The 3,018-nt window shown below is 61.3% G+C and carries 3 protein-coding genes; all 3 read right to left on the reverse strand.

Annotated elements, in window-relative coordinates; all coding sequences use genetic code 11:
* On the reverse strand, window positions 1-687 hold a 687-nt coding region (locus OC610_RS24390; RefSeq protein WP_264431518.1), incomplete at its 3' end, for a YebC/PmpR family DNA-binding transcriptional regulator.
* Window positions 688-807: 120 nt separating this feature from the next.
* Window positions 808-2,583, reverse strand: a complete 1,776-nt coding sequence (gene aspS, locus OC610_RS24395; protein ID WP_181288678.1) for an aspartate--tRNA ligase — start codon at window positions 2,581-2,583, stop codon at window positions 808-810.
* 75 nt (window positions 2,584-2,658) lie between these two features.
* A complete protein-coding gene (locus OC610_RS24400) occupies window positions 2,659-2,880 on the reverse strand; it encodes an FmdB family zinc ribbon protein (protein ID WP_003178589.1) in 222 nt (73 codons plus the stop codon).
* Between the last annotated feature and the right edge of the window lie 138 nt (window positions 2,881-3,018).

Raw genomic sequence — 3,018 nt, forward strand, 5'->3', positions numbered from 1 at the left:
GTCATCCAGGTCTTCCAGCATATCGATCAGCTTCAACACCTTTTCCGCGCCTTCCAGGTCGAGTTCGGCGCTGGTGGTCGGCTGCATCACGATTTCCGCGTCCGCCGGCTTGAAACCGGCCGCCTCCAGGGCGTTGCGCACGGCATAGAAGCTGGCGAACGAAGTGAACACGTCAAACGAACCGTCTTCATGGCTGACCACATCATCGGCATCGGCTTCCAGGGCCGCCTCGGTCAGCGCATCCTCGTCGACACCCGGGGCAAAGCTGATTTGTCCCTTGCGCTCGAACAGATAGGCCACCGAGCCGTCGGTGCCCAGGTTGCCGCCGCACTTGCTGAACGCATGACGCACGGCTGCCGCAGTACGGTTGCGGTTGTCGGTCATGCACTCGACCATCACCGCTACGCCACCCGGGCCGTAGCCTTCATAGGTCAGCTCTTCGACGTTGTCGGCCTCGGTGGCGCCGGCGCCACGGGCAATGGCCCGGTCGATGATGTCGCGACTCATGTTCGCGCCCAGCGCCTTGTCCAACGCCAGGCGCAAGCGCGGGTTGGAACCCGGATCACCGCCACCCTGGCGGGCCGCGACTGTCAGCTCACGGATCCACTTGGTGAAGATCTTGCCCCTCTTGGCATCCTGACGTTCTTTGCGGTGCTTGATGTTCGCCCACTTGGAATGACCTGCCATAACTCGCTCCGTTTCGCTTTGGAACATTGCCCGCCCTGCACTTGCGCAGTGGCCGGCAATCAGAAATATCGACCCCAATGAAAAGGCGCATCCGAAGATGCGCCCTCTCAGGTGCCAGCCTTACTCAGCCTTTGGCTGTTCACGCAGGCGGATGTGCAACTCGCGCAACGCCTTGGCGTCCACGACGCCAGGCGCCTGGGTCATGACATCGGCCGCGCTCTGGGTTTTCGGGAACGCGATCACTTCGCGGATCGACTGGGCGCCGGTCATCAGCATCACCAGGCGGTCCAGGCCGAAGGCCAGGCCACCGTGGGGCGGCGCACCGTACTTCAGGGCGTCCAGCAGGAAGCCGAACTTCTCTTCCTGCTCGGCTTCGCTGATGCCCAGCAGACGGAACACTGCCTGTTGCATTTCCTTGCGGTGGATACGGATCGAACCGCCACCCAGCTCGGTGCCGTTCAGGACCATGTCGTAGGCGCGGGAAAGCGCGCCGGCCGGGTTGGCCTCCAACTCTTCAGGCGAGCACTTCGGCGCGGTGAACGGGTGGTGCAACGCGGAGAAGCTGCCGTCATCGTTCTCTTCGAACATCGGGAAGTCCACGACCCACATCGGCGCCCACTCGCAAGTGAGCAGCTCCAGGTCATGACCGACCTTGATCCGCAGCGCACCCAAGGCTTCGCTGACGATCTTGGCCTTGTCGGCGCCGAAGAATACGATGTCGCCATCGACCGCGCCAACGCGATCAAGGATCACGTTGAGGTTGGCTTCAGGGATGTTCTTCACGATCGGCGACTGCAGGCCTTCAACGCCCTTGGCGCGCTCATTGACCTTGATGTAGGCCAGGCCGCGGGCACCGTAGATGCCGACGAACTTGGTGTAATCGTCGATCTTGCTGCGAGGCATGCTCGCACCACCCGGTACGCGCAAGGCGGCAACGCGGCATTTCGGGTCGTTGGCAGGACCGCTGAACACCTTGAACTCGACGTCCTTGAGCTGATCGGCCACGTCCACCAGTTCCAGCGGGTTGCGCAGGTCCGGCTTGTCGGAACCGTAGCGACGCATGGCCTCTTCGAAGGTCATGTGCGGGAATTCGCCGAATTCCAGGTCCAGCACTTCCTTGAACAGGTTGCGGATCATGCCTTCGGTCAGGCCCATGATGTCTTTTTCGTCGAGGAAGCTGGTCTCGATGTCGATCTGGGTGAACTCAGGCTGACGGTCGGCACGCAGGTCTTCGTCGCGGAAGCACTTGGCGATCTGGTAGTAGCGATCGAACCCGGCCACCATCAGCAGTTGCTTGAACAGCTGTGGCGATTGCGGCAGCGCGAAGAAGCTGCCGGGGTGGGTACGGCTCGGCACCAGGTAATCGCGGGCGCCTTCCGGCGTGGCGCGGGTCAGGATCGGCGTCTCGACGTCGAGGAAGCCGTTCTCGTCCAGGTAGCGACGAATGCTGGTGGTCATGCGCGAACGCAGGCGCAGCTTCTCGGCCATTTCCGGACGACGCAGGTCGATGAAGCGATAGCGCAGCCGCGTTTCTTCACCGACGTCGGAGTATTCGTTGAGTGGGAACGGCGGGGTTTCCGCTTCGTTGAGCACTTCCAGCTCATAGCCCAGCACTTCGATCATGCCGGACGCCATGTTGGCATTGCCGGCGCCGGCTGGGCGCAGGCGCACCTTGCCGGTGATCTTTACCACGTACTCGCTGCGCACGCGGTCGGCGGTGGCGAAGGTTTCAGCACGGTCAGGATCGAACACTACCTGGGCCAGGCCTTCACGATCACGGATATCGAGGAAAATCACCCCGCCATGGTCACGGCGACGATGGACCCATCCGCAAAGAGTAACTTCCTGGCCTTCCAGGCTTTCGTTCAGTTGGCCGCAATAATGGCTGCGCATCATGGTAGTGGTTTCACTTCTCGTAATTCGACATTCGGTTGGAGGCCCTGCCCGTGCAAGAACCCGCGCGTATTCAATTCAATCAGCCTTGTCGCCACCGGCCAGGTTTTTCTTGGCGCCGGTCTTGAAGTCGGTTTCATACCAGCCAGTGCCGCCGAGGCGGAAACCTGGCATGGACAGCATTTTTTTCAGTTCTGGTGCCTGGCAGGCAGGGCAGTCGACCAGCGGTGCCGCACTGATCTTTTGAATGGCTTCCATCTGATGACCACAGGAAGCACATTGATAGTCGTACATCGGCATGGGGTTGTCTCGGCGATCAGGTTACTCGCGCAAAGCCTGGGCTTTGCGGCAAAGAGCGGGATTATATCCATTAAATGCGGCCTGTGCAGCCGTAAGACCGCGTGTAGGGGCTGACGGGTGCAACGAGGCTGCGATCTT

It is taken from the genome of Pseudomonas agronomica, from assembly GCF_025917275.1.
Classification (GTDB): domain Bacteria; phylum Pseudomonadota; class Gammaproteobacteria; order Pseudomonadales; family Pseudomonadaceae; genus Aquipseudomonas; species Aquipseudomonas agronomica.